Genomic DNA, 24,816 nt, shown 5'->3' on the forward strand with positions numbered 1-24,816 from the left:
CGGCCTTCCCCTGTGAGGTCGGTGACCCCCGCGCCCGGGTCGGTGGGCCCGGGGGCGGCGCCCGGTGCGGGGCGGGGCTCGATCGGGCGGTCGACGGGCATCGGGTGGTCCTCCGGGGCGCTCGGGCGGGCGGTGGCGCCGCGCGGCGACGGGAGGCCCCGGCGGGGGTGGCTCAGCCGCGCACGGTGAAGTCGCCACCGGTGGTGCGGATGAAAGGTACCGTGCCCTGGCAGTCCGCGACCGGCAGCCCGAAGGCGCCCCAGACCCAGCCGAGCCGGTCCCCGCGGGGCCCGTCGTCCTCGACCGAGACGGCGACCTTCTGGCCGACCAGCGTGAGGCCCGGGAACCACGGCGCATCGCCCTTGGTGATCACGCCGGTGGCGATGGCCTCCCGGCCGCCGACGCCCAGGCAGGTGACGTCCCCCTCGAAGTCCGCCACCAGCCGCCCGTCGGTGTGCACGTGGCGGACGTGGAAGTGCCCGCGGGTGGTCCGGGGGTCGGTGTTGACGTCGGCCCGGGCGTCCAGTTCGAAGCGGACCGGGTCGCCCGCGAAGTCGCCGAACGCGGCGGTGAGGACGGTTCCGCCGGTGCCGTGCAGCCGGGCCGTCCCGGCGGCGCCCCGGCCGGCCGGGGCCGCACCGGTCGGGTCCGCGGCGGCGGGAACGGCGGCGGCGACGGTCGCCAGCAGGCAGAGGGCGGCCGCGGTGACGGCGGGGCGACGGTTCATGGCGGGTTCGTCCTTCTCGACGGATGGGGACCGGTTCCGGTGCCACCACTCTCGTCGCAAGGGGTGCGGCCGCACCTCCCGCCGGGGAGGGGAGTCGGCGGCCTCGGGCTCCACCGCGAGGAGGAGTGCGGCCTCCCCCGGGAGAGCCGCCGTCCCGCCGTCAGGCCTGGTCACGGACACGGCGGACACGGGGGCGCGGCGGGCGCGGCGGATCGGCGTGAACGCGCGGACGGTGTCGCGGATTCCCTCGTCCCGCCCCGCCCCGCTCCGGTGTCGGACGGCCTGGACGCAGGGCGTCCACGGGGCCGAGGGGGTGCCCCGTGGACGCGTGGAACCTGCGAGGTGGGGGTGGCCTCCGGGCGTCACGCCCTCCGGCCGGCAGTTCGATCGTCGACCGAGGTAGTGCCAGCGGCAGACCCTGATCCGTCTCGATCTGTCGCCACTGCCTCCTGCGGTCGAACTCCTTCAGCTACCTCGCAGGTCCACTCCCATCATGCGCCTCCCACGCCGGGTGCACCAGGGGTCGACGGCCTGGAATCGGGCGTTTTTCGCAACCCGGGCGGATCGTGCGTTCCCGGGCGCCCGTCGGGCGCGTCCTACGGCGCGGGCCACCCGTCGACGAAGCCGAGGGTGCGGTGGTACGGCCCTCCGGGCCCGGTGCTGCGGTAGTCCTCCGTGCTGGTCCCGGTGCGGACGGTGGTGTCCCCGTCGTGGCGGTGGGCGGTGGGCCGCAGGGTGTGGTCGACGGTGGAGCGCTCGGTGACGTGCCCGCCGGTGGCCGTGGTGGCCTCGCGGTGGTAGCCGAGGTCCATGGTGGTCCGCTGGTCGGTGTTGCCGGCGGCGTCGTGGGTGGTCCGGTAGCCGACGTCCAGCGGTTCGCCCTCGTGCACGGTGGTGGTGCGGCGCGGGCCGCCGCCCCAGCTGGTGGTGGTGCGGGTGAGGTCGGTGCCGTTGTGCAGGGTGATGTCGTTCCCGCCGTCGCGCAGTTGCTGGGCGGAGCGGAAGGCGAGGTCGTCGCGGACCTCGGTGGTGACCCGGCCGTGGGAGGTCTGGACCCAGCCGCGGGCGAGGTCGTGGCGGCCGGCCGTGACGGTCCAGTCGCCGCTGCCGCCGCCGTGGTCGGTGAGGTCGGTGCCGACGGTGGCCTCGGCGGCGACCCGGTGGTCGGTGAGCTGTCCGGTGGTGCGGGCGGCGCCGTGGTCGACGTCGGCGAACAGGTTGACCTGGCCGGTCCAGACGTCGTTGCTCTGCGCCTCGGCGGCGTTCACGCCGATGCCGACGGTGTGCGGGCGGCCGTCGACGAGCAGGCCGACGTAGGGGGTGAGGTCGAGCCGGTAGGCGGGCAGGTCGAAGGCGAAGACGCCGGGCACGGGCCGCCAGAGCAGCGGGTCCCAGCCGCCGGTGTAGATCACCGGGTAGGGCCAGACGGCGCCGGCCGTGCGCCCGTCGACGGTCAGCCGCAGCTCGCGGAACGGGCCCTTGCCGCAGGCGCCGAGGCCCGGGTTGGCGCTGACGAAGGCGTCCGGGGCGGAGGCGTAGGCGAACTCCTCGCAGGCGCCGCCGCCGCGGGTGTAGACCTCGGCGGTGAGGCGCTCCAGGTTCTGCGGGAAGGTGAGGTCGCGGCCGGCGGTGGGGGCGGCCTGGGTGAGCGCGAACGGGCCGGTGGTGAGCAGCCGGTCGGCGGTGCGGACGGCCGGCCGGTGGCGGTCGGCGGTGTAGAAGGTGAGGCTCGCGCTGATCGTGAAGACGCCGGTGTAGGTGGCGTCGGTGACGTTGGCGAGGTCGAAGGAGAAGGGCTGCGGGCCCGCCGTGAACAGCGGGGCGTAGCGGGTGACGTCGTGTTCGAGGCTCCACTCGATGCCGTCCTTGGACGGTTCGGGGGTGGAGGAGAGCAGCACCTGGACGCCGCCGACGCGGACGCTGAAGATCCGGTCGAACTGCCGCCCGGCGACCTGCCCGTGGAGATCCATGACCACGGCCGACCAGGGGCCGGCGCAGTCGGCGGGCGGGGTCAGGGTGGCGGTGTACGGGGTGTCGGGCGGGTTGCCGTAGCCGTTGCGGAACGGCTGGTCGTGCATCACCTCGACGGTGCAGGAGCGGGTGTCGGGGCGGGTCAGCGGCTGCGTGGCGGTGACGGGGTCGTGGTAGTCGGTGCCGAAGTCGGCGCGGGCGGGGCCGGCGGCGGTGAGGGTGCCGGCGAGCGTCAGGACGGCGGCGCCGAGTAAGCCGGCGGCGCGGCGGAGCAGGGGGCGGACGGCCAAGGCGGATCCCCGGGGTCGGGCGGCCGGCGGGCGTCGCCGCGGGCCGGGTGGGTGATCCGGGCATCCTTCCGGTGCTGGCATGGCAGCGTCAATGGGCCGGGGTGGCGGCCGGTGGTCGGTGGTCGGTGGCCGGTGGTCAATGGGTCGGTGGTCGGGGGGTAGGTGTTCGGCCCGTGCCGCCCTCCGCCGCTCCGGGGGCTCAGTCCGCCGCCAGGGCCGCGGCCTCCTGCCGGAACAGGTCGCGCAGGGCGCCCAGCAGCGGGCGCCGGTCGTCCGCCCGCCACTGCATCTCCAGCGGCAGGGTGGCCCGGCCCTCCAGCCGGACGGTGGTCACGTCCCCGGTGAGGTGGCCGGTCATCGAACCGGGCACCAGCGAGAACGCGCGGTTGCGGGCGAGCAGGTACAGCCGGGACCCGACGATCCGCGGCGGGCTGACCAGCACCGGCGGGTCGACGCCGCGCTCCGCGCAGAGGCCGAGGACGTGGTCGTGGTAGCGCGGGTGCTGCTCGCGCGGCCACGACAGCAGCGGCAGGTCGCCCAGTTCGGCGAGGTGCAGGGCGGCCCGGCCGGCCAGCGGATGGTCCCGGCCGAGGGCGACCCGCACCGGCTCGTCGGCGAGCCGCTCCAGACGGTAGCCGGGCGCCTCGTCGAGGAACCGGCCGAGGCCGATGTCGGCGAGTTCGGCGGCCAGGGTGGCGGAGACCTGCCCGGTGTCGACGGCGAGTTCGGCGGTGGTGAGGGCGGGCAGTTCCAGCTCGGCCCGGCTGACGACGGCGGGGAGCAGCCGGTTCACCACGCTCGGCGAGGCCACGATCCGGGCCGTCCGCAGCCGGGACTCCTCGTGCAGCCGCACCCGGGCCAGCAGCGACTCCGCCTGCCCGAGCAGCCGGCCGCTCTCCGCGGCCATCACCGCGCCGGCCCCGGTGAGCGCGACCGACCGGCGGCTGCGGTCGAACAGCTCGACACCGACGGCCCGCTCGAGCCGGGCCACCTCCTGGCTGACCGTCGGCTGCGAGATGTGCAGCCGTTCCGCGGCCCGGCCGAAGTGCAGCGTGTCGGCGACGGCGAGGAAGACCTCGAGCTGACGCAAGGTGAGACCCATGCCCGAAGACTAGTTCGCGCCCGTGACCGATAGCCGGGAGGCTATCGGAAGCCCCGGGACTCATTCTGGATTCCGATGCGGACGGTCCATACGCTGAACGGCACGTCGCCCCGTCCCGGTGGCACCTCACAGGAGGACCGCATCATGACCGGACTGCCCATCAGCACTCCCGAGGCCGGCGGCCCCCCGCGGGCCGTCCACGTGGCGGACGAGGTCGCCCGGGCCGTGGCCGACGGCCGGCCCGTCGTCGCCCTCGAGTCGACGATCTTCACGCACGGCCTGCCGCGGCCCCGCAACCTGGCCGTCGCGCTGGCGGCCGAGGCGCAGCTGCGCGACGCGGGCGTCGTGCCGGCCACCATCGGCGTGCACGAAGGGGTGCCCACCGTCGGCCTGACCACCGAGCAGATCACCGAGCTCGCCGCGACCGACGGCCTGGACAAGGTGAGCCTGCGCGACCTGCCCGTGGTCGCCGCGTTCGGCCGGCACGGCGGGACCACCGTCGCCGCCACCGCCTTTCTCGCCCACCGCGCCGGCATCCGGGTGTTCTCCACCGGCGGCCTGGGCGGCGTGCACTTCGGCGCGTCCGAGAGCTTCGACGAGTCGGCCGACCTGACCACCCTGGCCGCCACGCCCGTCACCGTGATCAGCGCGGGCGTGAAGTCCATCCTCGACATCCGGGCCACCCTGGAGCGCTTCGAGACCTACAACGTCCCGGTCATCGGCTACCGGACCCGCCGGTACCCCGGCTTCTACGTCACCGACTCCGGCCACGAGATCGCCTACCGCGTCGACTCGCCCGAGGAGGCCGCGCGGGTCATCGACGCCCGGGACGCCCTCGGGCTGCCGCAGGCCGTCCTGATCGCCAACCCCGTCGACCCGGCCAAGCAGCTGCCGCCGGACGAGCTGGACGGCATCCTGGCCCGCGCCCGGGCCGAGGCCGAACGCCGGGGCATCACCGGGAACGCCGCCACGCCGTTCCTGCTCGACCACATCCAGCGCGACACCGGGGGCCGCAGCCTGGAGGTCAACGTCGAGGTCTACCGGGGCAACGTCCGGCTCGGCGGCGAGATCGCCACCGCCCTCGCGGCGGCCGCGAAGACCGGGGCCTGACCGTGCTCGGGGTGCTCGGCGACCTCGTCGAGGACGTCGTCGTCTGGGTCGACGGGCCGCTGCGCCACGGCACCGACTCGCCGGCCCGGGTGTTCCGGCGTCGCGGCGGCAGCGCGGCCAACGTGGCCGGCTTCGCCGCCGGGCGGTGTCCGGCCCGGTTCCTCGGCTGCGTCGGCGACGACCCGGTCGGCGACGCCGTGGTGGCCGAACTGGCCGGCCACGGCGTGGACGTGAGGGTGCAGCGGCGCGGCCGGACCGGCAGCGTCGTGGTCCTGATCGATCCGGACGGCGAGCGGACCATGCTGCCCGACCGCGGCGCGGCCACGCTGCTGGAACGGGTGCCCGACGCATGGCTGGCCGGCCTGACCCACCTCCACGTGCCCGCCTACTCCTTCGACGGCGATCCGGTCGGCCGCACGGCGGTGGACGCGCTCGCCCGGGTCCGCAGGGCCGGCGGCACCACCTCCGTCGACGCCTCCTCCACCGGGATGCTGGAGCGGTACGGGCGGGAGCGCTTCCTCGCCCTGCTGGCCGGGCTGGCACCGACCTTCGTGTTCGCCAACCGCTCCGAGTCCGAGTTCCTCGGACTGCTGGCGGGCGGGCTGCCCGGGCCGGAGCGGGCCGGGCTGCCGGCCACCACGGTGGTCACCAAGGCGGGCGCCGAGCCGACCACCGTCGACGCGCCGGGGAAGGCGCTGCGCACCGTGCCGGTGCCACCGGTGAGCGAGGTGCGCGACCTCACCGGCGCGGGGGACGCCTTCGCCGCCGGGTTCCTCGCCGGGTTCCTGGAGACCGGCGACCTCTCCGGGGCGGCCGCGCTCGGGCACCGCACGGCGGCCCGGGTGCTCGCCTCGCCGGGGGCCTCGTTCGCCGGGGGGTGAGCGGTTCGCGGCGGTTCGGGCAGGGACGGGCCGGGGTCGTTCGGGGCGGGGCGGCCGTCGCGGCGCGGGGTGGTGCGGCTCAGCGCAGCGCGTCCTTGCGGAGGAAGCGCTTCAGCCGCTGCCACGGCCAGGTGTTGATCACGTCCTCGGCGGTGAGCCCGCCGCGCTGCGCCGTGCCGACGCCGAAGCGCGGGTAGGCGAGCTGGCCGGTGGCGTGGGCGTCGCTGTCGATCGAGAATCGGACGCCGTGCCGCTTCGCCCGCAGCACGTCCTCGTCGCGCAGGTCGAGGCGCTGCGGGGAGCTGTTGACCTCGATCGCGGTGCCGGTGCGCGCGGCGGCCGCGAACACCGCGTCCAGGTCGACGTCGATCGGCCCGCGCCGGCCGATCCGCCGGGTGGTGAGGTGGCCGATGACGTGCACGTACGGGTTCTCGCAGGCACGGATCAGCCGACGGGTCTGGGCGTCGCGGCCGGCCGTGAAGTGCGAGTGGACGGAGGCCACGCAGACGTCGAAACCGGCCAGGAAGTCGGCCGGCCAGTCCACCCCGCCGTCCGGGCCGATGTTCAGCTCGGTGCCGTGCAGCAGGCGCAGCCGGCGGTGGCGGCCGGCGAGGGCGCGCAGCCGTTCGCGCTGCGCGAGCATCTTCTCGTCGGTCATCCGCTGCATCACCAGGTCCGGGGCGTGGTCGGTGACGGCGTAGTACGAGTAGCCGCGGGCGGCGGCGGTGTCGACCATCTCCTCCAGGGTGGCCAGTCCGTCGGTCAGGTCGGTGTGCGTGTGCAGGTCGCCGCGCAGGTCCGACTCCTGGACGAGGTCCGGGAGTTCGCCGCGCAGGGCGGCCTCGATCTCGCCCCGGTCCTCGCGCAGCGGCGGCGCGATCCAGGGCAGGCCGAGCGCCGCGTAGACCTCCTCCTCGGTCGCCGAGACCACCTTGGCCCCGCCGTCGACCTCGAACAGCCCGTACTCGGAGAGCTTCAGCCCGGCCCGGACGGCCATCGTGCGGAGCCTGACGTTGTGCGCCTTCGAGCCGGTGAAGTAGAGGAGCGCCGCGCCCCAGTCCTCCTCGGGGACGACCCGCAGGTCCACCTGCACGCCCCCGGTGGTGCGCACCGAGGTCTTGGTCGGCCCGCTGCCGATCACCTCGGCCACGTACGGGAGTCCGGTCAGCGCGGCCATCAGCGGCGCGGAGTCGCCGGCGGTCGCCAGCACGTCGATGTCGCCGACCGTCTCGCGCATCCGGCGCAGCGAACCCGCGTACGCGCAGCGGGTGCAGCCGGGGACGGCGGAGAGCGCGGCGACGAGCTGTTCGGCGAGCTCGGTGGCCGCGTCGAGCAGGCTGCGTCCGCCGGACTGCCGCATCACCTCGATGCCGTGCAGGATCTTCTCGCCGCTGCGCTCGCCGAACCCGGCCACGTCGGACAGCCGGTCGGCGCGGACCGCCGCGGCCAGGTCGTCGACGGAGGCGAGGCCGAGGTCGCGGTGGAGGGCGAGGGCCCGCTTGGGGCCGACGCCGGGCACCGCCATCATCTCCCGCACGCCGGGCGGGATCTCGGCGCGCAGCTCGTCCAGGGCGGTGATGCTCCCGGTGGACAGGTACTCGGCGACCTTCTCGGCGGTGGACCTGCCGACCCCGGGGATGCGCTGCAGGCCCTTGGCGTCCAGGCCGGCGAGGTCCTCGGCGTGGCCGCCGACCGCGCGGGCGGCCTTCTCGTAGGCGCGGGCCCGGAAGGCGTCCCCACCGGTGATGTTGATCAGGTCGGCGTACTCCTGGAGCAGCTCCCGCACCTGGTCGTTGAGCCGGGGCATGGGGTCAGTCTAGGTCCTGCCCCGGGACCCGGCCCGGGGCGTGGTCCGGGCCGCCGCCGCCCGCCGCCGGACCCTCCTGCGCGGGTCCTCCGGCACTCCTCCACGAGACCTCCACCAGGCCGCCGGGTGCGGTCCGGAGGGGTCCCGAGACCGGTCGGGCCCGTTCCGACGGGCCGCCCCGCCGGTCGGCGGGTGCCCGACCGGCCGCTCGGCGGGGGCGGCGCGCGGCCCCCGGCCCCCGAGCCGGATTGTCACCGGGGCGGGGGAGGCGCAGGCTGGCAGGAGGGCCTGGGAAGCGGCCCGCAGCGGTGGGCCGCCGTACCGGGGACGGCCGCCGGAGAAGCACGAGGGGCAGGGCGATGGCACGCGGGAAGCTCTGGGGCTACGTCGCGTCGGGGGCCCGGGCGCTCGGCGCCCGGGGCGTTCCGGGACGGGCCGGCGGCGGGGCGGTGGACGAGGCCCCGGGGCCCTTCCACCCGGGGGCGATGGCGGGGCCGCGGGCGCTGTCCGGGCCGGAGCTGGAGCGGTTGGGCTGGACCGGCCGGCAGAGCGGCTGCGAACCGCGGGCACGGCACGTCCAGGTGGCCGAGGTGGTGCGCCGGGTGGTGCGCGGCGGCGGCCGCGCCGCGGCCGTGACGGTCCGGGTCGCGCCCGGGCTGCCGGTGGTGGCCGGGGACGCCCGCCGGCTGGAGGCCGCGCTGGCGGGCTTGGTCGACCACGCCGTCCGGCGCAACCCGCCGGGCGGGCGGGTGCTGGTCCGGGCCGAGGTGGCGGGTGGGCCGGGGCCGGCGGCGGACGAGCTGGTGGCGGCGGGGCTGGGCGCGGCGGCCCGCCCGCGCGGGCGGGTGGAGATACGGGTGTCCGACCGGGGGACGGACGCGCTGCCCGAGGCGCGGGAGTGGCTGCTCGCGGGCGTGCGCCCGGACGGGCCGGTCGGGCCCACGGTGCACAGCCTGGTGCTGGCGGCGGGCGGGCGGGTCGCGGTCGAGCCGACGCCCGGCGGCGGGCTGACGGTGGTGCTGCTGCTGGCGGTGGCGCACGACTGAGCCGGGGGAACGCCGCGCCCGCGGGGAAGCCGGCCGCCGGGAACCTGACTGCGGGGAAGCCGGCCGCAGGGGAGCTGACCGCGGGGAAGCCGGCCGCAGGGGAGCTGACCGCGGGGAAGCCGGCCGCCGAGGAGCGAACCGCAAAGAGGCCTTCGCAAAAAACCCTTTGCAAAGAGTCCTTTGCGGTCGTACGCTCCTGCCATGACCGATGAAAGCGGCTGGAAGCACAGCGACGACCCGCACGCCGTCCTCACCGCCAGGGGCATGCGGGCGATGGCCCACCCCGTGCGGATGCAGCTGGTCGGGCTGCTGCGCAAGCACGGGCCGTCCACCGCGACCAGGCTGGCCGAACAGCTGGGCCTGAACTCCGGGGCCACCAGCTACCACCTGCGCCAGCTCGCCGCCGCGGGATTCGTCGAGGAGGATCCGGAGCGCGGCAACGCCCGCGAGCGCTGGTGGCGGTCCTCGCACCCGCTCACCGTCTGGACGGGCGACGAGCTGGCCGACGAGGAGCCCGACACGGCCGTCGGCTTCCTGCGGTCCGTCCTGGCCGCCCACACCCTGCTCGGCCAGCGCGCGCTGGACGCCTTCGAGACGATGCCGCGCGACTGGCGCAGGACGGTCGACCTGAGCGACCTCGTGCTGCTGATCACCCCGGCCGAGGCCGAGCAGCTCTCCGCCGAACTCTCCACCGTGATCGGCCGGTACCGCCGGGTCGACACCGCCGGTCCGGCGCCGGAGGGCGCCGAGCCGGTGGCCGTGGTCCTGCACGTGCTGCCCGAGCCCCAGGCCGAGCCCGCGGCGGAGGAGCCCCGATGACCGCCGCCGCGACCACCGGGGCGGCCACCGCCGCACCGTCCGCGCGCAGCCTCCGGCCGCTGGCCGGGGTGCTCGCCGCCACCGCCGTCTCCCTGACCGGCACCCGGATCTCCGCGATCGCCCTGCCCTGGTTCGTCCTCGCCACCACCGGCAGTGCCACCATGACGGGCCTGGTCGCCTTCGCGGAAATGACGCCCTACGTCCTGGTCAAGGCCCTGACCGGGCCGCTGGTCGACCGCCTCGGCCCGCGCGTGGTGTCCTGGACGACGGACGCGGTGAGTGCGGTCGCCGCCGGTCTGGTCCCGCTGCTGCACGCGCAGGGGCTGCTGCCGTTCTGGCTCCTGCTGGCGGTGGTCGCGGTGATCGGCGCGATGCGGGGCCCGGGGGACCTCGCCAAGTCGGTCATGGTCCCGGAGGCCGCCGACGCCGCCCGGGTGCCGCTGGAGCGGGCCACCGGGCTGTCCGGGGTCACCGAACGGCTGGCGTCCACGGTCGGGCCGGCGGTCGGCGGCGGGCTGGTCGCGCTGACGGGCCCGATGGCGGGGCTCGCGGTCAACGCGGCCACCTTCGCCCTCGGCTCCCTCGTCATCGCTCTCGCGCTGCCCCGCGGCATGGGCCGGGCGGCGGTCCCGGGGGTCCCGGCCGCCGCGTCCGGGAGCCCGGCGGGGAGCCCGGACGGGGGCGCTGCCGAGGGTGCTTCCGGGGGTGTTCCCGTGCCGGAGGAGGCCGAACGGACCGGCTACTGGCGGATGTTCCGGGAGGGCCTCGCCTTCCTGCGCTCCGAGCCGCTGCTGCTCACCGTGATCGTGATGGTCGGCATCACCAATCTGCTCGACGCCGGGTTCATGACGGTCCTGGTGCCGGTCTGGGCGCGGGAGTCCGGGAACGGCCCGGCCGCGATCGGCCTGACCGCCAGCGCGATGGGCATCGCCGCCGTGGCCGGCAGCCTGATCGCCGCCGCCGTCGCCCACCGGCTGCCCCGCCGGGCCGTCTTCTTCGCCGGGTTCCTGCTGGCCGGGGCACCGCGCTTCCTGGTGCTCGCCGCCGGTGCACCGATGTGGGTGGTGCTCGCGGTCTTCGCGGTCGGCGGGTTCGGCTCCGGCTTCCTCAACCCGATCCTCGGCGCCGTCCTCTTCGAGCGGGTGCCGCGCCACCTGCTCGGCCGCGTCCACGCCCTGGGCGACTCCCTCGCCTGGGCCGGCATCCCCCTCGGCGGTCTCCTCGCCGGCGCGGCGATCGCCTTGGTCGGCCTGATACCCACCCTGGTCGCCGGCGGTCTGCTGTACTTCGCCACCACCAACCTCGCCGGCCTCCGCCCGGAGTGGCGCGAGATGGACGGCCGCCGCGACCGGGACCGCGACCGGGACCGCGACCGGGACCGGGACCGCGGCTGTAACGCGGAGGTCCCGGCCGGCCGGGCCGAACGGGAGACGGTGCCGGTCCACTGAGCCGCGGTCGGCCCCTGGCTCCGGTCGGCCGTGCGGAGCCGGGCGCGCCTCCGAGGGGCCGTGTCGGCGGACCTCCGGGCAGCCGGGCGGGGGTGCAGCGGCCGTAGCCCGCCGGAGGGGCGGCGCGGGCGGTCAGCGCGGGGCGGTGGCCGGGGGGAGCCGCGCGCGGTCGTCCGCGGCGGTGCGGCCCGACCACTGCAGGAGCAGGAGGCTCACGACGGCGGCCAGCGCGCACCAGGTGGAGACGAAGGCGAGGCGCCAGAGCAGGGCGCAGAGCACGGCGCCCGCGCCGGTGAGCAGGCCGAGGCGGCGCAGCAGGCGGTCGCCGGAGGCGAGGAGGGGGCCGATGGTGGCCAGCAGGTAGCCGGAGAGCAGGAGGGCGGGGTGCGGGACGCCGATGCCGTAGCCGAGGGTGTGGCCGTGCTCGGCGGCCGTCACCGGGTGGGCCGCGACGGCCACCGCGAGCGGCACGGCGACGGCCGCGCCGCTCGCGGTGAGCACGGCCAGGACGGGCCCCGGTCGGCCGCGGCGGGCCGGACCGGCGGAGTGGTCCGGTTCGGTGGCCGCGCACCACACGCCGACGGGTACGAGCACGGGCAGCAGCGGCAGCGCGATCACCGCCCAGGCCGTGCGCGCCGCAGTGCCGACCCCGTCGGGCAGCCCGCCGTCCGCATCGAGCCAGACCAGCGCCTCGATCAGCTGGTGCGTCCCCAGGACGAGGGGCAGCGAGGCCAGCAGGAGCCGCCGCGGCCGGCCGGCCCGCCGGGCACGGATCAGGCAGAGCACCCCGACACCGGCGATCACCCCACCGGCCACGGCGTCCGCCCGGGCGCTCCAGCACATCGGCCCGGCCCGCCTAGCCGGCTTTCCCGCTGCTGCTGCCACCGCCGGGGTCCTGCTCCCCGTTTCCGTCCTGCTTCCCGTTCCCGTCCCGGGCCCTGTTCCCGTCCGGGGCCTTGCGGTACGGCGTACCGTCGGAGCAACCCTCGCCCGGTGCGCCCGGTGCGCCCGGTGCGCCCTGTCCGTCCGGTGCGGCGGGGACGGCTCCCGGCGTCTCGCGGGCGCTCCCCGGCATCGCGGGGTGGCGTCCGATCACGATCACCCCGATGACGATGGCCACCAGCCCGGCCGCCTCCCACGCCAGCGCGCCCGGCGTCACCCGCAACCGGTCGCCGAGGAAGCCGACCGCGCAGGCGATGCCCGCGATCGGCTGGGCGGCGGTCAGCGCGGGCAGGGACATCCGCAGCGGTGCGGCCTCGAAGGCGCTCTGCACCAGCAGCAGCCCCACCACGCCCGCCGCCACCACCGCGTACGGCTGCCAGCTGCGCAGCACCGCGTCCAGCCCGTCGTGGTCGAGGCGCTGCGTGGTGGTGCGGGTGAGCGCGTCCTGGAGGCCGTAGAGCAGCCCGGCGGCCAGCGCCAACAGGGTCGCCTCCTCGAACAGCGGCAGCCGCCGGGCCAGCGAGACCAGCAGCAGGGTCAGCCCGACGACCGTGCCGACCACCAGCCAGTGCCGCAGCTCCCCGGCCGCAGCCCCGCCGCCGGTCGGTCTGCCCGCCACGATGAAGGCCGTCACCCCCAGGCCGAGCAGCAGCACCCCGGCCCAGCCCGAGCGGCCGAGGCTCTGACGGGTCAGCACCCGGGAGAGCGCCATGGCGAACAGCAGGTTGGTCGCGAGCAGCGGCTCGACCAGGGACACCTCGCCCTGGTTGAGGGCGAGCGCGGACAGGATCAGGCCGCTGACCATGAAGCCCGTGCCGAGCAGCCACTCGGGCATCCGCATCAGGTCCAGCAGCAGCCGCCAGTGCAGCAGGTCGGCACGGGGCGCCCGCTGCGCCGCGTGCTGCTGGAGGACGAAGCCGAGGCCCAGGCAGCAGGCGGCGCTGAGAGCGAGGAGGAAGACCGCCACGAAGGGACCACCCGGTTGTCGCTGCCTGCGCCGCGCCGGTGGGGTTCCGGGGCCGGTCGGCGGTCGCGGCGCGCTTCCGTCAGCGTACCGCCGGGGCGGCGGCGGGGCCCGGTCGGCGGACGGTCGGCGGTGCACGTCGGGCCGTCCGCCGCCGCGCTTGCCGCCACGGGCGGGACGGGCGCACGCTGGTGTGAGCGGCCGCCACGGCTCACCGTCCGTGCCGGTCCCGACAGGCGTGGAGGGGGCCGCCGCCAGGAGGTGTGGGATGCACAACCAGTGGGACGTGGAGCTGAGCTTCGAGGAAGACGGTGTGCACACGGCGTGCGACGCCAGGCTGACGGGCGCCCGGGCGCCGGGCCTGAGCGCCCACGGCGAGTCCGTGAAGAGTGCGGATGACCGTCCGCTCGCCAGGATCGGCGAGGAGGTCGCCGCCTCCCGCGCCTTGGAGGCGCTGTCCCGCAAGCTGCGGGCCCAGGCCACCGGGGAGATCGACGACGAGGGGCACCGCCCGGGCTACCTGATCTACTGACGCCTCTCGGCGGCCGGCCGGTCGGCCGGCGCCGCGGCCCGTACGGGGGTGCGGCCGCGCCGCCCGGTCGGCGGTCGGCCGGTGGCCGGGGGTGGCCGGCCGGCGGCGGAAACCCACTCGTCGGCCCTCCGGCCCCCGTGACAGCATGCCGGCATGACCCTCCCGTCCCCCGACGACAGGTTCGTGAGCACGGCGCTGTACTCCGTCTCCGAGGACGCCTGGCACCTGGAGCTGCACCGCGTCGACGACGCCGGCGCCCTGGTGCTGGCGGTGGTCCCCGACGAGGATCCGGCGCAGCAGCCGTCGGTGTCCTTCGCCACCCGGGGCCGGCCGTCGGAGTCCTTCTGGGACGTGCCGTACGAGGTGATGCGCTGGTTCATGGACCAGGTGGACCAGCAGGTCCGGGAGTCCCGCGGCTGGATGGGTCTGCGGCCCGAACTCGTCGCGGTCGTCCGCCGGTTGCGCGAGGACCACCGGGGCTGGATCCTCGACGAGGACCTGCCGGGAGTCCTCGCGGAGCTGCGCGCCACCGTCCCGGAGGCCGAGCTCCCGATGGTGCTGGAGGCCGCCTTCGGCCGCACCTCCTGAGTGCCGAGGGACACGACGAGTCGGCACGCGTCGGCGGTCGGCGGTGTCCTCCTCCTGAGCCCGCAGGAGCGGACGCCCGGACCAGCGGCTTTCCGGAGCTTCCGCCGGAGCCGGGCCGCCGTGACCGCTGACACCTGAGGAGCGCGGCGGCCCCGGGGTGTGCCGATCGGGAGCCGGGGTGCACGGGGTGGTGTGTCGGGGCCCCGGGTGTCCGGTCAGGCCGGTGGCGTGGCGAGGAACGCGGCCAGCCGTCGGTTGACCTCGGGGGCCGCGGCCATCGGCAGGTCGTGGTGGGAGGCGTCGGGGAGGACGTCCACCGTGGAGCCGGGCAGCGCGCGGCGGGCGGCCTCGGCGACCCGGTGGGCGTCGTGCACCCGGCTGTGCTCGGCGAGGAGGGTGAGGGTCGGGGCGGCGAGGGTGTGCAGCCGGTCCGGGGTGGGGCGGGGGCCGGTGACGACGCGGGAGGCGGGGAAGTCGGCGTGGCCGAGGGCGTACACCTCGCGCCAGGCGGGGTCGAGCCGGGCGCCGCCGGTCTCCCAGTCGAGGAAGCGGCGGGCGCGGTCGGCGCTGCGACCGGGCAGGAACAGGGGCAGGGCGTGCAGCAGGTAGCCGGGGCGGAAGCCGGCGAAGCACTGGGTGGGGTCGAGGAGTGCGAGCCGGTCCACGCGGTCGGGTGCGTGCAGTGCGTACTGGAGGGCGATCCAGGCGCCGTAGGAGTGGCCGCAGAGGTCCGCCCGCGGGACGCCGAGGCCGTCGAGGACGGCGTCCAGCCAGCCGAGCAGTCCGGGGAGGCCGGCGAGGGCGGGCCCGTCGTGGACGCTGCGCCCCGGGTCGCCGATGAGGTCGACGGCGAGGACGCGGTGCCCCGCGGCGGCCCAGGAGCCGGCGTTGGCGGACCACAGGGTGGAGGTGGCGCCGCCGCCGTGCAGCAGGACGAGCGGGCGTCCGTCGGCGGGGCCGCAGGCGTTGATCCGGGTGGTCCCGTGCCCGGTGCGGACGGTGAGCGGCTCGACCGGGACGGGCCAGCGGTCCAGCAGGGCGTCGTAGGCGGCCAGGAAGGGTGCCGTGCGGTCGGGGGGTGAGGTGCGGGTCGAACGACGGCCGGTGCGGGCGGAACGGGCGCTGGATGCGGACAAGGCGAGCCTCCGCGGGCAGGATGCGGGCAGGATGGGTCTGTTCCTGATCACTCGTTGCACAAGTATCTCGCTGAGCGAGAGAATACCGGCACGCACGTGCCCGAGGAAGGACGAGAGGGTGTCCGAGGCCGAGGAACCGATGCGACTGGTCCACCTGCTGCGCGGTCTGACAGTCGAACTCGACCTGTTCGGGGCCGAGTTCGCGTCCCGCAACGGCCTTCATCCGACCGATCTGCGCGCGCTCGTCCACCTGCTGGACGCGGCCCGGGCCGGCCGGGTGGTGACCCCGGGGCGGCTCGGGGAGGCGCTGCGGCTGAACTCGGCGGGGACCACCGGCCTGGTGGACCGGCTGGAGCGGCTCGGCCTGATCCGCCGCGAGCGGGACCCCGAGGACCGGCGGAAGGTCAGACTGGTGGTCGAGGAGCGGGCGGTGCGCCTGGGGGAGGAGTTCTTCGGCGGCCTGATCGGTGATCTGGTCGGGGCGATGGAGCGGTTCGACCCGGCGGAGCTGGCGACGGCCCGACGCTTCCTGGAGGTCATGACCGAGGTGGTGGCCGCCGCCAGCCGGGAGTGAGCGGGGAACGCGGGGACCGCGGGGACCGTCAGAACCAGTCCCAGCCGTAGTGCGGTCCGGGGTGGTCCTGGCGCAGCAGGCAGATGTTGGGATCGCGGGGCGGCTCCGGCCCCTCGAACGGTCCGACGGCCGGGCAGCGCGGGGCGACCTCGACCAGGTACTCGGGCCAGGAGGCCCAGTGCAGGTCGAAGCCGACGCCCTGGACGAGCGCGGAGTGGATGCCGTTGTGCCCGCCGGCGAGGTCGCAGCGCAGTCGCGGCTCGATCAGGAAGGCGCCGCGCGGGACGGTGTTGTAGTGGTCCACGTCGACCTGCGGCACGGTGACGACGGAGGCGCAGTGGTGGAACTCGGCTTCGCGGGTGTCCGGTTGGCTCATGGGCGCCAGCATTCCACCGGGAGCGTGGCGCCGACCGGGGTTCCGCGGTTTTGTCCGGTGCATGAGGGAAGACCGTCGCGCAGCGGACGGGTTCCGGCCACTTTCGCGTCACCCGCCGCTTCTGCGCCACCCACCACGTCCGTGCCGGCCGTGGCGCCCTTGCACGCCCGTCAACTCCTGTCCACCGGACGGGTGGCGGTCCTCAGGCCGGGCCGAGGGACCAGCTGATCACCGACAGGGTGGCCATCGACGCCAGCGTCGACCAGAGCACCGCGTCCCGGGCCAGCCCGGTGGCCTGCCCGTACTCGCGGGCGTAGACGTAGACGTTCTGCGCGGTGGGCAGGGCGGAGAACAGCACCACGGTGAGCAGTTGGTGGGCGGGCAGGTGGAGCAGCGGCCCGGCCACCGCGAACGCGACCAGCGGCTGCGCCAGCGTCTTGACCGCGACGCTCAGCCCGACCTCCGCGCGGCCCGAACGGCCCGCGGCGGGTGGGCGGTTGTGCAGCGAGATGCCGAGGGCGACCAGGGCCGTCGGCACGCCGGCGCCGCCGAGCAGCTCACAGGAACGATTCAGCTCGGCGGGCAGGTGCAGCCCCGTGGCGGAGGCGACGGCGCCGAGCGCGGTGGCCAGCAGGATCGGGTTGCGCACCGGGAGGGTGAGCAGCGCGCGGCGGCCGGCGGCGCCGCCGTCGAGCACGGCCAGGACGGCGGGCGTGACGAAGAGGATCTGGAACAGCACGACGGGCGCGACGAAGGAGGCGTCGCCGAGCACCTGAACGGCCACCGGGATACCGAGATTGGCCGAGTTGACGTACCCGGCGGCCATCGCGCCGATCGCCGCCTCGCCCGCCTTGCGGTGGAACAGCAGCCGTGCCGCCAGCAGTCCGAGTCCGGTCGCGACGGCGGTGCCGGCGGCGAAGGCCAGCATCGAGGGGTTGGCGAAACGGTCCAGCGGGGTGCGGGAGATCATCAGGAAGAGTGCGGCCGGCATCGCGACGTGGAACACGAACCGGCTGAGCACCGCCTCCGCGTGCGGACCGAGCAGCCCGCTCCGGCCGACCAGGTAGCCGATCCCGGTCAGTGCCCAGATCGGGGCGAAGCCGGACAGCAGGGGATGAAGGGCGGGCATGGTTCCTCGGATCGCTCGGACGGGTCTGCCGGACGGGGAGGGGGTCGCCCGCCCCGCGGCAGTAAACCAGTGCGTGCGAACCGGCCGGGCAGCCGGGCCGCCGGCCCCGGCGGGCGGGCCGGCCGGGATCTACGATGAGGCGATGGAGCCCGAATACCTGAGCCTGGCCGAGGTGGAGAAGATCGCGCGGCGCGCGCACGAGGGGCAGGTCGACAAGAACGGCCACCCGTACGGCGAGCACATCGCGGCGGTCGCCCGGGGGACGGCCGCACGCGGCGGCACCGAGGAACAGATCGCGGCGGGCTGGTTGCACGACAGCGTCGAGGACGACCGGCTGAGCCGTGAGTGGCTCGCCGGGGCCGCGTTGCCCGCGGCCACCAAGGTGATCGTGGAGGCGCTGACCCGCGGTGACGACGAGCCGCTCGAGAAGTACACCGCGCGCATCCTGGCCACGCCGGGGGCGCTGCTGGTCAAGCGGGCCGATCTGGCGCACAACTCGGACCCGGCCCGGCTCGCCGCGCTGGACACCGCGACCGCCGAGCGGCTGGCCGCCAAGTACGCGCGGATGCGGGAACTGCTCGGGCTCACCGGCGAGCTCTGACGGGCCGCGCCCCTTCCACCGCGGGAGGGTGCGGTACCCCGTCAACCGCGGGAGGGCCCGGGCCACGCGGATCGCGCGGGCCCGGGCCCTCTCGGGTCACCCCGGTGGTCCCTGTCCGACCCCCGGGGTGAGGGGGAAGGTGGCCAGGAAACGGGTGGTGGTCGGTGAGCCGATCCTGTCGGCTTAGTACCAGTGGTGGTTCTGCCAGAACGCCCAGGCGGCGTTCGGGCTGCCGTAGCGGGAGTTCATGTAGTCCAGCGCCCACTTGATCTGGGTGGCCGGGTTGGTCTTCCAGTCGGCGCCGGCCGAGGCCATCTTGGAACCCGGCAGGGCCTGCGCCAGGCCGTACGCGCCGGAGCTCGCGTTGGTCGCCTTCACGTTCCAACCGGACTCGTGGGAGATGATCTGGCTGAACGAGGCCAGCTGGTTGGCCGGGACGATCTGCGCGGCCAGGGCCTGCGGGGAGGCGGTGGCGGCGTTCGCGGTGGCGGGCAGGACGCCGGCACCCAGGGCGGTCAGACCGGCGGCGCCGGCAAGAATTGCGGCGGACGTACGCATACGGAGCTTGAAAGCGGGCATGAAGAACTAGACCTCAATCAGGTTGGGCCGGGTCACACCCCGTCTCGGACCGTGGCCGGACAGGGGCCGTATCGGTCGCGGGGCGTGACTCGGCGATAAGCCGCTGACCGGCGGGACAGGAGCCGGTGCGGCTGGCGACGGAGCCATTGTTGCCAGACCGGATCGGCCGGCGCCAAGACCCCCTCGTTACGACCCCCGGTCGTACGGGCGGGGTGGGCCGTGGATTCGAAGGGTCGGCCGCGCGTGGGCGCGCCGACCCCATGTGAGCTGCGCGGATGTCCCGCCGCGGAATGGTGTCCGGGCAGCCCGGGTGCTTCGTCGCGGCCACTACCGGCCGTCGTAAACGGGATTCCTCTGTGAGCGCACTCACCGAGCGGCCCGTTCCGGCCGTCACCCGCCGATTCGCGCACGCCACTTTGGGTACAGACGATCTCGGCGCCGCTGAGACCGGCGCCACACCCCTGAGCGGCGAGGGAGGGCCCGGGACCTCCCTCGCGGTCTGGCCCGGGCCTCATCCCTGGCCTGTGCGGCGTGGCCGGCGTTGCCCCTTTGCGGTGCGGTGCGGTGCGGTGCGGTGCGGCCCGGCCCCGGGCTCAGCGCAGGTCGCCCAGGCGCCGGTGCCGTACGGCCCGGGCCGCCAGGCGGTCGGGCCCCGGTAGGGCCGCCAGCCCGCAGAGTGCCGCTCCGACGGCCTCGCCGAGCCGGGCGCAGAAGGCCTCCGGCTCGTCGGCGGCGTCCGGGCGCTCCTCGACCACCTCGTCCACCAGCCCCACCGCGGCCAGCTGGTGCGCGCCGATGCCCTGGGCGCGGGCCAGCTCGGCGGCGTGCCCGCCGTCCCGGTGGACGATCGCCGAGGCGCCCTCCGGAGGCAGCGGCGCCAGCCAGGCGTGCCCGGCCGCGATCACCCGGTCCGCGGGGAGCAGTGCCAGCGCGCCCCCGCCGGAGCCCTGCCCGAGCAGCACCGCCAGGACGGGCGTGCGCAGTGCCAGCAGCGTGGTGAGGCAGTGCGCGATCTCGATCGCGATCCCGTCCAGTTCCGCCTGGGCGGACAGTTCGGCACCGGCGGTGTCCACCACGGTGACCAGGGGGAGCCCCAGCTCCTCGGCCAGCCGCGCGGTGTGCCGCACGGCCCGCAGGTCGGCGGCGGTGAAGGGCCGCTCGTGGTCCGCGGTCCGCCGCTGCTGCCCGACGACCAGAACCGGCCAGCCGTTGAGCACGGCGAGGGCGCGGACGAGGGCGCCGTGCCGCCCGCCGGGGGCGTCCAGCAGCACCAGGTCCCCGGCGGTGTGGCGCAGCAGCTCGCGGGTGCCCGGACGGTCGGGGCGGCGGGTGCGCCGGACGGAGTCCCAGGCGTCCGGGGGATCGGCGGGGAAGGCCGGGAGAAGGGAGGGGGAGGAAGAGAGAGGGGAAGCGGAAGAAGGGAGGGGGGAGGCGGGAAGGGGCGAGGGGGTGGTGGCCAGCACGGCGAGCGTGCGGCGGAGCAGTTCGCGCAGTTCCTGGGGGGCCACGACGGCGTCGACCAGGCCGCGCTCGGCCAGGGTCTCGGCCCGCTGGACGTCGGCGGGCAGCTCCACGCCGCGCAGCTCCTCGTACACGCGCGGGCCGAGGAAGCCGAGGCGGGCGCCCGGCTCGGCGAACACGAGCTGGCCGAGGGTGCCCCAGGAGGCGAAGACGCCGCCCATGGTCGGGTTCCGCAGGTAGCTGAGATAGGGGAGGCCGGCCGCGCGGTGGGCCTGGACGGCGGCGGTGATACGCAGCATGCAGAGGAAGGCCGCCGATCCCTCCTGCATCCGCGTGCCGCCGGAGACCGGCAGGGCGAGCAGCGGCAGCCGCTCGGCGGTGGCGCGTTCGACGGCGCGGGTGATCCGTTCGGCGGTGGCGACGCCGATGGAGCCGCCGAGGAAGCCGAACTCGGACGCCACCAGTGCCACCGGCCGCCCGTCGACCAGGCCGGCGCCGGTGAGGACGGCCTCGTTCAGTCCGGTGCGTTCGCGCGCCCGGTCGAGCGAGGCGCGGTAGCCCGGGTCGGCGGGCGGGCCGGCCGGCGGTTCGTCCCAGCCCCGGAAGCTGCCCGGGTCGACCAGCAGTCCGATCAACTGCCGGGCCGTCAGCGGGAGTCCGGCGTCCGTCCCGGTTCCCGTGCCTGCCCTCGTGCCCGTTCCCATGCCCACCCCGTCAGCGGTCGTTGCGGCCCGACATGATCCGCACTCTATGCGGCCGGGCGGGGGCGGAACGGGAGCCGGGGCAAGGTGTGAGGAGGCCGACAGTGCGGCCGGCCGACCGGCGGTTCCGGTTGTTCGACGGCGGTCGGCCCAGGGCGGGCCGGGGTGGTTCGTGGACGGCGCGGGAGTGGTTCGGCTGGGCTCGGGATACGGGTCAAGTCGCGTGCTGAACAGGGGAGTTACCCGACGGTTAATACTTCGCGCGGGGGTTCCGGAGTTGTCGGTGGCTCGCCAGACTGAGGGGCATGACTCGCACTCTACGCGCGTGGAAGTCCCGCGCTGCCGCCGTCACCGCCGTCGCCCTGATGACCCTCGCGCCCGTCGCCGTCGCCACCGACGCGCACGCCGACGTGAGTGGCACGGTGTGTCTGTCCGCCCTCCCCCCGGAGGCGTCCGACACCCTCGACCTGATCGCCACCGACGGGCCGTTCCCGTACTCCCAGGACGGCGTCGTCTTCCAGAACAGAGAGCACGTCCTGCCCGGCCGGTCCTACGGCTACTACCACGAGTACACCGTCATCACGCCGGGCGCCCCGACCCGCGGCGCCCGGCGGATCATCACCGGCGAGGCCTACCAGGAGGACTACTACACCGGCGACCACTACGCCTCGTTCTCCCTGATCGACCAGGGCTGCTGAACCGCCCGGCGCGCTCGCCCCGAGCCGCCCGGGCCCGCCCGCACCTCCGCTCGGACCTCCGCCCGCGCCTTCGCTCGTGCCTCCGCTCGACCGGACGCCGGGCCGCCCGCAGCCGGCGGCCGTAGGCCGAGCCCTCCGATCCCGGTGGCCCCGGCACACTTCCCCGCCGAGGCCGCCGGGCCGGATGCCCGGGCACCGGGAGCCCGGACACGCCGCCCCCGAGGGCCGGTCGGGCTCCGCCCCGCCCCGGCGCCGCACGCCCGGCGGCGACCGGCGGACACGCGCTAGGGTCGGTGCATGGCACCGAGCAGCGCGAACCCCCCGGGACGGCTCCGGCGTGACGCGCAGCGCAACCGCGACCTCCTGCTCGCCACCGCCCGCGACATGTTCGCCCGGCACGGACTCGACGTCCCCCTGGACCAGATCGCCAAGCAGGCGGGCGTCGGCAACGCCACCCTCTACCGCCACTTCCCGACCCGCGAGGCCCTCGTCGGCGAGGTCTTCGCCGACGCAGCCGCCGGACTGGCCGGCGCCGGCGACGAAGCACTGGCCGCCGACGACGCCTGGACCGGCCTCGAGGACTACTTCGGCCGGATCTTCGCACTCGTCGCCGCCGACCGCGGCGTCAACGACCTGGTCACCCAGGCCATCCCGGCCATCCCCGGCATGATCGAGATCAGCCGCCGGCACGCTGCCACCGTCGGCGCGCTCATCGCCCGCGCCCAGGAGCAGGGCACCATGCGGCGCGACGTGGTCACCATGGACCTGCTGTTCCTGCTCGGCCCGCTCTGCCGCGCCCTCCCCGCGGCCACCGAACTGCGCCCCGACCTCTGGCGCCGCTACCTCGCCCTGCTGCTCGACGGCTTCCGTGCCCGCGCCGCCCACCCGCTGCCCGTTCCGCCGATCGGCGAGGAACACCTCGACCGGATGTTCGCCGACCTCTGGGACGCCGAGGCGCCCGGCCCCTGAGCCGTCAGGTCCGCGTAGGGAACACGGGCCCGCGCGTCAGAACCGCGTCAACACCGCACCCGGTGCCCGGCGCACCCGGGTTCGCTGGTTCCGGCAGGGCGCGCGACGGCGGCGGTGCGGCACGATGTTCGGCAGTGGCAGGGCACGGTACGGCGTTGCACGTCGAGGGCGAGCGACGGTACGGGTCGCGGCGGAAGGCGGGGACCATGGCAGACATCGGTGGCGGGGGAAGAGGCGGCGCGGCCGGCCGGTTCGTCGTCGGCGTGAGCGGCTCGCTCGGCAGCCTCACCGCCCTCCACCACGCCGTCGCCGAGGCCCGCCGGACCGACGCCGAGGTCCTCGCCGTCCTGGCCTGGATCCCGCCCGGCGACGGGCTCGGCCACCACCGGACGCCCTGCCCGCCGGTCCTCACCGCCAGCCGCGAGGCCGCCGCCACCCGCCTCCGGCAGGTCCTCGACGAGGCGTTCGCCGGCCGTCACGCCGGAGTCCGCCTGCGCTGCCAGACCGTCCGCGGCGACGCCGGGCACTCCCTCGTCCGCTGCGCCGACCAGCCCGGGGACCGGCTCGTCCTCGGCGCCGGCCGGAGCAGGGGCCGCTTCTCCCGCCTGCTGCGCCCCTCCGTCACCGCGTACTGCGTCCGCCACGCGACCTGCCCGGTGCTCGCCGTTCCCCGCTCCCCGCTGCACCACGACCTCGAAGCCCTGGAACGCGGCCACGACCTGCGCATCCTCTCCGCCGGCCGCTGAGGACCGCCGGGGCGGGGGAGCGGAGGCGGGGAGCGGGGCAGAGGGGAGGCGGGGACGGCCGCCGCCGGCCGGCCGGGGCGCAGCTCGAAATCCTGTTGCGGCGGTGCTCCCGCCGCACGATCCTCCCGGCATGGACCTTCCCCAGCAGGTGATCGAACTGGACGACCTGACGCTTCGGCGGTTCGACGCCGCGGCGGACCTCCCGGAGTTCTTCCGGGTCATCGAGGAGTCGCTGGAGCACCTGCGCCCGTGGATGCCCTGGGTCGCCGAGCACAGCCTGGCCAGGACCGCCGAGTTCCTGGCCCGTCGCCAGGAGCTCTGGGCCCGCGGCGAGGCGTTCAGCTACGCGATCGTGGTGGACGGGGCGATCGTCGGCGTCGGCGTGCTGTTCCGCGGCGCGGAGGCCCCGGGCGAGGGCCTCGAGATCGGCTACTGGTTGCACCCCGCCGCCACCGGGCGCGGCCTGGCCACCCGGACCGCCCGCGCCCTGGTCGACCAGGCGTTCCGCCTCCCCGGCGTCGACCACGTCGAGGTCGTCCACGACCCGGTCAACCGCGCCAGCGGTGCCGTCCCGGCCCGCCTCGGGTTCACCGAACGCCTCCGCCGCCCGGCCGAGCACCCCGCCCCGGGCGGGAGCGGCGAGGAGCTGGTCTGGCGGCTGACCCGCAGCCGCGGCGATGCCTCCGCCGCCGAGGAGGCGCGGTGACGGTCCCCGGCCTGGAGTTCCGGGGGCGGTGCGGGGGCGTGTCCTGACCGGCCCGGGCGGGAGGCCCGGGCAGCAGGCCCTAGCGGAGGCCGGCCGCCTCGGCGAGGACGGCCGCGGTCCGGCGGCCGGCGTGCAGGACGCCCGGGTCGTCCGTCGGGAGGCAGCGGCCGGCCCCGGCGTCGTAGGCCGTCATCACCACGCCCGCGTGGTCGGTGGGGAGTTCGAGCAGCACGGCCGCCGGCAGGGCCTCGGCGAGCTTCCGGGTGTGCTCCGGGCCCACGACCTCGTCCTCGGTGCCGTGCACCAGCCACACCGGCACGGGGGAGGGGGCGGCGGCCAACCGGTCGAGCGGGGCGTCGCCGGTGACGGCGGAGGGGCGGGCGTAGCTGGAGGAGATCCCGACGGCGGCGACGGGACGGGTGCCACCGGAGGCGTCCGGACGGGTGGCCACGGCGACGGCCTCCCGGCCGCCCAGCGACCAGCCGGCCAGGACGAGGCGCTCCGGGTCCCCGCCGTGGGCGGCGGCCTCGCGGCGGGCGCACGCGAGCGAGGCGAGCAGCTCGGCGCGGCCGCCGTCCGGCCCGTCCGAGCGCCAGTCCGGCACGAACACCAGCAGACCCAGCGCGGCCGCCTCCCGGGCGAGCGGACGCAGCACGTCGCGTTCGTCGGCCCCGCGGCCGTGCCACAGCAGCACCACGGGAGCCGGCCCGGCGGCACCGGCCGGCGGGCGGTGGACGTCCATGAGCCTGCCGTCCGCGTACGGAACGACCTCGGGTCGAATGCTCGTCATGCGGGGTTCCCCTCCGGTTCTGCGCCTGGTCACGGAGCTGGTACTGTACTTCTCGTTGCGAGGGAGATGATTCCTCGTCAGGCGTCAGTGGTGCTACCAGAGCACGTCCTACTTTCAGTAGGG

Annotated in this window: 24 protein-coding genes and 1 pseudogene; 13 read left to right on the forward strand and 12 right to left on the reverse strand. The window is 75.9% G+C overall.

What is annotated here, in order from left to right; genetic code table 11:
• Positions 1-172: 172 nt before the first annotated feature.
• The 3 genes from ACIRS1_RS14415 to ACIRS1_RS14425 form a co-directional block, all read right to left on the reverse strand.
• Positions 173-727 (reverse strand): hypothetical protein, encoded by a 555-nt coding sequence (locus ACIRS1_RS14415; protein ID WP_402839349.1) that lies wholly within the window; start codon positions 725-727, stop codon positions 173-175.
• Between the two features lie 596 nt (positions 728-1,323).
• Positions 1,324-2,988 carry a peptide-N4-asparagine amidase gene (locus ACIRS1_RS14420; RefSeq protein WP_402839351.1) on the reverse strand — a complete coding sequence of 555 codons (1,665 nt, stop codon included), beginning with the start codon at positions 2,986-2,988 and terminating at the stop codon, positions 1,324-1,326.
• Between the two features lie 199 nt (positions 2,989-3,187).
• Positions 3,188-4,090 carry a LysR family transcriptional regulator gene (locus ACIRS1_RS14425; RefSeq protein ID WP_402839353.1) on the reverse strand — a complete coding sequence of 301 codons (903 nt, stop codon included), beginning with the start codon at positions 4,088-4,090 and terminating at the stop codon, positions 3,188-3,190.
• A gap of 144 nt (positions 4,091-4,234) precedes the next feature.
• Between ACIRS1_RS14425 and ACIRS1_RS14430 the strand changes: the two genes are divergently transcribed.
• Positions 4,235-5,200 carry a pseudouridine-5'-phosphate glycosidase gene (locus tag ACIRS1_RS14430; RefSeq protein WP_402839355.1) on the forward strand — a complete coding sequence of 322 codons (966 nt, stop codon included), beginning with the start codon at positions 4,235-4,237 and terminating at the stop codon, positions 5,198-5,200.
• Between the two features lie 11 nt (positions 5,201-5,211).
• Positions 5,212-6,081, forward strand: a complete 870-nt coding sequence (locus ACIRS1_RS14435) for a carbohydrate kinase family protein (RefSeq protein WP_402839357.1) — start codon at positions 5,212-5,214, stop codon at positions 6,079-6,081.
• A gap of 79 nt (positions 6,082-6,160) precedes the next feature.
• Here the strand turns inward: ACIRS1_RS14435 and polX are convergent, their stop codons facing one another.
• On the reverse strand, positions 6,161-7,888 hold the full coding sequence (gene polX, locus ACIRS1_RS14440; protein WP_402839359.1) for a DNA polymerase/3'-5' exonuclease PolX: 1,728 nt from the start codon (positions 7,886-7,888) through the stop codon (positions 6,161-6,163).
• Positions 7,889-8,247: 359 nt separating this feature from the next.
• Here polX and ACIRS1_RS14445 point away from each other — a divergent pair, with 359 nt between their 5' ends.
• The 3 genes from ACIRS1_RS14445 (at position 8,248) to ACIRS1_RS14455 (ending at position 11,201) form a co-directional block, all read left to right on the forward strand.
• Complete coding sequence (locus tag ACIRS1_RS14445; protein WP_360211466.1) at positions 8,248-8,934, forward strand: ATP-binding protein; 687 nt, start codon at positions 8,248-8,250, stop codon at positions 8,932-8,934.
• 201 nt (positions 8,935-9,135) lie between these two features.
• Positions 9,136-9,753 carry an ArsR/SmtB family transcription factor gene (locus ACIRS1_RS14450; RefSeq protein WP_402839361.1) on the forward strand — a complete coding sequence of 206 codons (618 nt, stop codon included), beginning with the start codon at positions 9,136-9,138 and terminating at the stop codon, positions 9,751-9,753.
• Positions 9,750-11,201: an MFS transporter gene (locus ACIRS1_RS14455; protein WP_402839363.1), complete on the forward strand. Its 1,452-nt coding sequence runs from the start codon at positions 9,750-9,752 to the stop codon at positions 11,199-11,201. Before ACIRS1_RS14450 ends, ACIRS1_RS14455 begins: the two co-directional genes overlap by 4 nt.
• Positions 11,202-11,333: 132 nt before the next feature.
• Here ACIRS1_RS14455 and ACIRS1_RS14460 read toward each other — a convergent pair whose 3' ends face one another.
• Together ACIRS1_RS14460 and ACIRS1_RS14465 are read right to left on the reverse strand one after the other, a co-directional pair.
• Positions 11,334-12,044 (reverse strand): DUF6629 family protein, encoded by a 711-nt coding sequence (locus ACIRS1_RS14460; protein ID WP_402839365.1) that lies wholly within the window; start codon positions 12,042-12,044, stop codon positions 11,334-11,336.
• Positions 12,045-12,249: 205 nt separating this feature from the next.
• A pseudogene (locus tag ACIRS1_RS14465) lies at positions 12,250-13,110 on the reverse strand (DMT family transporter); the annotation flags it as partial.
• Between the two features lie 265 nt (positions 13,111-13,375).
• Here ACIRS1_RS14465 and ACIRS1_RS14470 point away from each other — a divergent pair.
• Together ACIRS1_RS14470 and ACIRS1_RS14475 are read left to right on the forward strand one after the other, a co-directional pair.
• On the forward strand, positions 13,376-13,639 hold the full coding sequence (locus tag ACIRS1_RS14470) for a dsRBD fold-containing protein (RefSeq protein ID WP_360211460.1): 264 nt from the start codon (positions 13,376-13,378) through the stop codon (positions 13,637-13,639).
• A 153-nt stretch (positions 13,640-13,792) separates the two neighbouring features.
• The gene (locus ACIRS1_RS14475; protein ID WP_402839366.1) at positions 13,793-14,227 is read left to right on the forward strand and encodes a hypothetical protein; all 435 of its coding nucleotides are present in this window, start codon (positions 13,793-13,795) and stop codon (positions 14,225-14,227) included.
• Between the two features lie 215 nt (positions 14,228-14,442).
• On the opposite strand, the gene ACIRS1_RS14480 is transcribed toward ACIRS1_RS14475, so the two are convergent.
• Positions 14,443-15,363: an alpha/beta fold hydrolase gene (locus ACIRS1_RS14480; protein ID WP_402839367.1), complete on the reverse strand. Its 921-nt coding sequence runs from the start codon at positions 15,361-15,363 to the stop codon at positions 14,443-14,445.
• A gap of 118 nt (positions 15,364-15,481) precedes the next feature.
• Here ACIRS1_RS14480 and ACIRS1_RS14485 point away from each other — a divergent pair, with 118 nt between their 5' ends.
• Positions 15,482-15,937, forward strand: coding sequence for a MarR family winged helix-turn-helix transcriptional regulator (locus ACIRS1_RS14485; protein WP_402839368.1), 456 nt, complete (start codon positions 15,482-15,484; stop codon positions 15,935-15,937).
• A gap of 28 nt (positions 15,938-15,965) precedes the next feature.
• Here the strand turns inward: ACIRS1_RS14485 and ACIRS1_RS14490 are convergent, their stop codons facing one another.
• Both ACIRS1_RS14490 and ACIRS1_RS14495 read right to left on the reverse strand, forming a co-directional pair.
• A complete protein-coding gene (locus tag ACIRS1_RS14490) occupies positions 15,966-16,313 on the reverse strand; it encodes a hypothetical protein (protein ID WP_360211454.1) in 348 nt (115 codons plus the stop codon).
• Positions 16,314-16,515: 202 nt separating this feature from the next.
• Positions 16,516-17,442, reverse strand: a complete 927-nt coding sequence (locus ACIRS1_RS14495; RefSeq protein ID WP_360211452.1) for an AEC family transporter — start codon at positions 17,440-17,442, stop codon at positions 16,516-16,518.
• 142 nt (positions 17,443-17,584) lie between these two features.
• On the opposite strand from ACIRS1_RS14495, the gene ACIRS1_RS14500 reads away from it, so the two are divergent.
• Positions 17,585-18,043: an HD domain-containing protein gene (locus ACIRS1_RS14500; protein ID WP_402839371.1), complete on the forward strand. Its 459-nt coding sequence runs from the start codon at positions 17,585-17,587 to the stop codon at positions 18,041-18,043.
• A 183-nt stretch (positions 18,044-18,226) separates the two neighbouring features.
• Here ACIRS1_RS14500 and ACIRS1_RS14505 read toward each other — a convergent pair whose 3' ends face one another.
• Together ACIRS1_RS14505 and ACIRS1_RS14510 are read right to left on the reverse strand one after the other, a co-directional pair.
• Positions 18,227-18,601: a transglycosylase SLT domain-containing protein gene (locus tag ACIRS1_RS14505; protein ID WP_360211448.1), complete on the reverse strand. Its 375-nt coding sequence runs from the start codon at positions 18,599-18,601 to the stop codon at positions 18,227-18,229.
• Between the two features lie 614 nt (positions 18,602-19,215).
• Positions 19,216-20,787, reverse strand: a complete 1,572-nt coding sequence (locus ACIRS1_RS14510) for a carboxyl transferase domain-containing protein (RefSeq protein ID WP_402839374.1) — start codon at positions 20,785-20,787, stop codon at positions 19,216-19,218.
• Between the two features lie 302 nt (positions 20,788-21,089).
• Here ACIRS1_RS14510 and ACIRS1_RS14515 point away from each other — a divergent pair, with 302 nt between their 5' ends.
• The 4 genes from ACIRS1_RS14515 (at position 21,090) to ACIRS1_RS14530 (ending at position 23,903) form a co-directional block, all read left to right on the forward strand.
• Positions 21,090-21,482 (forward strand): ribonuclease, encoded by a 393-nt coding sequence (locus tag ACIRS1_RS14515; RefSeq protein WP_387903911.1) that lies wholly within the window; start codon positions 21,090-21,092, stop codon positions 21,480-21,482.
• Between the two features lie 297 nt (positions 21,483-21,779).
• On the forward strand, positions 21,780-22,451 hold the full coding sequence (locus ACIRS1_RS14520; protein WP_402839376.1) for a TetR/AcrR family transcriptional regulator: 672 nt from the start codon (positions 21,780-21,782) through the stop codon (positions 22,449-22,451).
• Positions 22,452-22,657: 206 nt separating this feature from the next.
• Complete coding sequence (locus tag ACIRS1_RS14525; RefSeq protein ID WP_402839378.1) at positions 22,658-23,197, forward strand: universal stress protein; 540 nt, start codon at positions 22,658-22,660, stop codon at positions 23,195-23,197.
• A 130-nt stretch (positions 23,198-23,327) separates the two neighbouring features.
• Entirely contained in the window at positions 23,328-23,903 is a 576-nt protein-coding gene (locus ACIRS1_RS14530; protein WP_402839380.1) for a GNAT family N-acetyltransferase, read from the forward strand.
• 79 nt (positions 23,904-23,982) lie between these two features.
• On the opposite strand, the gene ACIRS1_RS14535 is transcribed toward ACIRS1_RS14530, so the two are convergent.
• Positions 23,983-24,693, reverse strand: coding sequence for an alpha/beta hydrolase family protein (locus ACIRS1_RS14535; protein WP_402839382.1), 711 nt, complete (start codon positions 24,691-24,693; stop codon positions 23,983-23,985).
• Between the last annotated feature and the right edge of the window lie 123 nt (positions 24,694-24,816).

The sequence above is a fragment of the Kitasatospora sp. NPDC101176 genome (assembly GCF_044768035.1).
Lineage (GTDB): Bacteria > Actinomycetota > Actinomycetes > Streptomycetales > Streptomycetaceae > Kitasatospora.